The 4,728-nt window shown below is 65.4% G+C and carries 5 protein-coding genes; all 5 read left to right on the plus strand.

Going from position 1 to position 4,728, the window contains the following annotated elements; genetic code table 11:
* Positions 1-1,046: Ppx/GppA phosphatase family protein (locus V6M39_RS13035; protein WP_332644243.1), on the plus strand; the 1,046-nt coding region annotated here is incomplete at its 5' end.
* Positions 1,047-1,070: 24 nt separating this feature from the next.
* Entirely contained in the window at positions 1,071-1,865 is a 795-nt protein-coding gene (locus tag V6M39_RS13040; protein WP_332644244.1) for a sugar phosphate isomerase/epimerase family protein, read from the plus strand.
* Complete coding sequence (locus V6M39_RS13045; protein ID WP_332644245.1) at positions 1,862-2,509, plus strand: LysE family translocator; 648 nt, start codon at positions 1,862-1,864, stop codon at positions 2,507-2,509. The genes V6M39_RS13040 and V6M39_RS13045 overlap by 4 nt, the downstream gene beginning before the upstream one ends.
* A 36-nt stretch (positions 2,510-2,545) precedes the next feature.
* On the plus strand, positions 2,546-3,349 hold the full coding sequence (gene proC, locus V6M39_RS13050; RefSeq protein ID WP_332644246.1) for a pyrroline-5-carboxylate reductase: 804 nt from the start codon (positions 2,546-2,548) through the stop codon (positions 3,347-3,349).
* A complete protein-coding gene (locus V6M39_RS13055) occupies positions 3,346-4,521 on the plus strand; it encodes an acetoin utilization protein AcuC (RefSeq protein ID WP_332644247.1) in 1,176 nt (391 codons plus the stop codon). The genes proC and V6M39_RS13055 overlap by 4 nt, the downstream gene beginning before the upstream one ends.
* Positions 4,522-4,728: the final 207 nt, after the last annotated feature.

Here is a 4,728-nt window from a genome sequence, read left to right on the forward strand (position 1 = left end):
CAGCGGAACACCTCCGTCTCGTCGGACGGATTGGTGAACTCGACATACGTACGGGGAAACCCGAGCTCGACTTCTGGCACCACGCCAGCCTAGTGCCGCCGGTCAAGACACTCTGCAGTGAGAGAATGGCCGGTATGCGCATGGGCGTGCTTGACATCGGGTCCAACACGGGCCACCTCCTCATCGTTGACGCGTTCCGCGGCGGCCCGCCCGTACCGGCGCACTCCTACAAGGAACCGCTACGACTGACGGATCATCTCGACTCGGACGGCGCGATCTCCGACGACGGCGTTGCCCGGCTCAGCAAGTACATGATCGAGGCCAAGGCAGAGGCCGAGGACAAGGGCTGCACGCAGATCCTGGCGTTCGCAACCTCGGCCGTACGCGAAGCGGTCAACGCCGACGACGTCATCTCCCAGGTCAACAGCGCCAGCGGGCTCGAGCTCGAGGTGCTCGCTGGTGAGGATGAGGCCCGTCTGACCTTCCTTGCCGTACGCCGTTGGTTCGGCTGGTCGTCAGGACGACTCGGGGTGTTCGACATCGGCGGCGGCTCGCTGGAGATGGCGGCCGGTTCCGACGAAAGCCCTGACGTTGCGAGCTCCGTACCACTCGGCGCAGGTCGCCTCACCCGCGAATGGCTCAACGCCGGCAAGAGTGGTGCGGACCTGCGGCTCCACGTCCGTTCTGCGATTGCCGAGGAAGCCGGCGCACTCCTGCGGGGCGGTTCGTTCGACCGGGCTGTCGCGACAAGCAAGATGTTCCGCTCGCTCGCTCGTATGTGCGGTGCCGCGGCGTCGAGTGAGGGCCAGTACGTACGCCGCTCCCTGCGTCGTGATGACCTCGCACCGCTCGTCGAACAGCTCGCGACGATGCGTCCCGACGATGTCGCAGCGCTGCCGGGAGTCTCCGTGGATCGAGCTGACCAGATGTACGCCGGTGCAATTGTCGCCGCCGCAACGATGGACCTTTTCGATCTGGCCGAGCTCGAGATCTGCCCGTGGGCGCTGCGCGAAGGCGTTCTGCTAGAGCATCTCGACCAGTTGTAGACCCTCCCGCATACTCTTGGAAGCGTGTCCGAAGCCATCCGCGTCTCGATGTCGACCTCCTCGGTCTATCCGGGGTCGACTGCGAGCGGATTTGAGGCAGCAGCACGGCTGGGTTTCGACGGTGTCGAGGTCATGGTCGGCATCGACGAGGTCAGCGCCGACATCACCGCGATCAAGGCCCTGAGCTCGTTCCACGAGATCCCGGTGGTCTCGATCCACGCGCCGTGTCTGCTCGTCACACAGCGCGTATGGGGCAGCGATCCTTGGGGCAAGCTCGATCGCAGCGCCGACATGGCGCATGAGGTCGGGGCCAAGGTGATCGTCGTGCACCCGCCGTTCCGCTGGCAGCGCGACTACGCCCGCGGGTTCGTCGAGGGCATTGCCGACATGGAGAAGAAGCACGGCATCACGTACGCCGTCGAGAACATGTACCCGTGGCGTACCGGCAAGCGCGAGTTCCAGGCATACGCGCCGGGCTGGAATCCCGTGGAGCACGACTACGCGCATGTGACGGTCGACCTGTCGCACAGCTCCACCGCTGGCCAGGACCCTGTGCAGATGGCCGAGGACCTTGGCGATCGACTCGCCCACGTACACATCACCGACGGATCCGGGTCGCTGAAGGACGAGCACCTCGTGCCCGGTCGTGGAACGCAACCTTGCGAGGCGTTCCTCGCGACCGTCGCGGCTTCGAACTTCGGCGGCGAGATCGTCGTCGAGATCAACACCCGCAAGGCAGCCGACCAGCAAACCCGCGAGGCCGATCTCCTCGAGGCGATGGCGTTCACTCGTCTCCATGCAGCGAGAGTGACGACGTGATCACGGCTGAGCAGATCCTCGCGTTCGGACTCGCGGCACTCATCCTCATCGCGATCCCCGGACCGAGCGTCGTGTTCGTGATTGGGCGCGCGCTCTCGTACGGACGCGGAATCGCGCTCGCGACGGTCGCCGGCAACTCGCTCGGCCTGCTCGCGATCGTCATCTTGGTCGCTCTGGGGCTCGGCGTGATCGTGCAGGAGTCGGTCGTGGTGTTCACGATCCTGAAGTTCGCCGGAGCTGCCTACCTCGTGTGGCTCGGCGTCCAGGCGATCCGACATCGCAAGGGCTTTGACGTCAGCGAGGCCGGTATGGGGGTCGCTCCAGCGCTGTCGACCGCCAAAGCGGTCAGGCAGGGATTCATCGTCGGGTTCTCCAACCCCAAGGCATTCATGATCCTTGGTGCCGTGCTGCCGCAGTTCGTGGATCGCGGTGCGGGTCACGTACAGCTGCAGATGCTCCTGCTCGGGTTGCTGGCTTTCAGCATCGGCATCGTGTCCGACAGCCTGTGGGCCGTCATCGCCAGTCAGCTGCGCTCGTGGTTCAACGCATCGCCCAAGCGTGGTGAGGCGATGGGCGCCATCGGCGGCACTTCGATGATTGGGCTCGGGATCGGCCTCGCTGCGACGGGCAACAACCACCGCTAGCGCGCTCGGTGTGACCGCCACCACTAGGGTGAAAGCATGAGTCAGCGCATCGCGATCCTCGGCGCAGGCGTGATGGGCGAGACGCTCCTCGCCGCGATCCTGGGCCAAGGCCACCCCGTCGGCGATCTCGTCATCAGCGAGAAGCGCGACGACCGGGCAGCCGAGCTACGAGAGGCATACGGGGTCGAGGTCACCGGCAATGCCGAGGCGGTCACTGGCGCCGACACGATCCTGATCGTGGTCAAGCCTCAGGACGTACCCTCGCTGCTCACCGAGATCGCAGCCAAGGTCGATGCGTCGTCGACCGTCGTGTCGCTGGCCGCCGGCATCCTGATCGAAACTCTCGAAGCGGCGCTGCCCGGCGGGGTCGCGGTCGTACGCGCGATGCCCAACACTCCCGCTCTGGTGGGCGAGGGAATGTTCGGCATCTCGCCCGGCACCTCCTGCAGCGACGACCAACTCGCCACTGTCTCTGCACTCCTGGAGTCTGGAGGCAAGGTCGTGGTCGTCGGCGAGTCCCAGCAGGACGCCGTGACCGCAGTGTCCGGATCCGGACCCGCGTACGTCTTCTATCTCGCCGAGGCAATGATCGCTGGCGGCGTCGAGGCGGGTCTCGACGACGCGACGGCTCGTACGTTGACCGCACAGACACTGGTTGGTGCCGCGAAGCTGCTTGCCGAGTCCGAGGAGACCGCCGATGAGCTGCGTCGTCGCGTCACCTCGCCCAACGGCACCACCGCCGCCGCCATCGCCACCTTCGACGACAACGGCGTGAAGGATGCGCTCATCGCTGGCGTGAAGGCAGCGGCGGCGCGGTCGGCAGAGCTGTCAAAACCATGAGTGGGAAGGCAGTCCTCGTCTTCGACGAGACGATGACGAGCTACAACTTCGGCCCGTCCCACCCGATGGCGCCCGTACGCATCGATCTGACGATCAGTCTGGCCAGGGAGCTCGGCATCCTCGACGACATGGACGTCATCAGTGCTGCAGCCGCGACTGAGGAGGATCTGAACCGGATCCACTCGGCCGAGTACATCGAGAAGGTCCACAAGCTCAGCGACAACCCGATCCACGGCGATCCGTCGATCGGCCTCGGGACGGCTGACAACCCGGTATTCGCACAGATGCACGAGGCCAGCGCGCTCGCCGCAGGTGCAAGCGTTGAGGCTGCCCGCCGGGTCTGGACTGGCCAGGCTCCACGCTCGGTCAACATCGCCGGGGGGCTTCACCACGCAATGCGCGACCACGCCAGTGGGTTCTGCATCTACAACGACGTAGCCCTTGCGATCCGATGGCTGCTCGACAACGGCGCGGAGCGGGTCGCGTACGTTGATGTCGACGCTCACCACGGTGACGGCGTCCAGGCGTTGTTCTATGACGATCCGCGGGTGCTGACGATCTCGATCCACGAGGGTCCGCAGACACTGTTCCCAGGCACGGGTTATGCGACCGAGACCGGTGGTGAAGGTGCCGAGGGCTCGTCGGTCAACGTGGCGCTGCCACCGGGGACATCGGACGCCGGTTGGCTGCGCGCCTTCCACGCTGTCGTCCCCCCGATCGTGCGTGAGTTCAACCCCGACATCATGGTCACTCAGCATGGCTGCGACTCCCATATGGACGACCCGCTCACCAATCTGATGCTGACGGTCGACGGCCAGCGCACCTCCTATCTGGCGCTGCGCGATCTGGCCGAAGAGGTCTGCGGCGGCAAGTGGGTGGCGACCGGCGGCGGTGGCTATGCCGTCATGGACGTGGTGCCGCGGGCTTGGGCACACCTGCTGGCGATAGTCGCTGGAACGCCAGTCAATCCTGAATCTGTGACTCCTGAGGAGTGGCGGGCACGGATTGCGCACCTGCGTGGCAGCGCTGCGCCTCTCACGATGTCGGACGGGCGTACGGTCGGTTATCGCGCATGGGAGGACGGATATGACCCTGCGAGCTGGCTGGACCGCTCCATCCAGGCCACCAGAACAGCCGTGTTCCCGCTCAACGGGCTTGATCCGCAGCCCTGAACCAGCCCAAATCGGGTGACGTTCCCCACTTGAACTGATTTTGGTCAACTACTGTCACGCAGGCCTCATTTGCCACTAGTCTCAACGCAAGCACGCGCGCTGTTTCTCCGGTGGGGAAGCCGGAGAGCGCGCGTGCCCTCAGGAAGTAGGTGGAGAGATGGCATCCGGCCAGACGTACATGACAGTGGCGGAGGTCGCCACGCAGAT

This window comes from Aeromicrobium sp. (assembly GCF_036675695.1).
Classification (GTDB): Bacteria; Actinomycetota; Actinomycetes; order Propionibacteriales; family Nocardioidaceae; genus Aeromicrobium.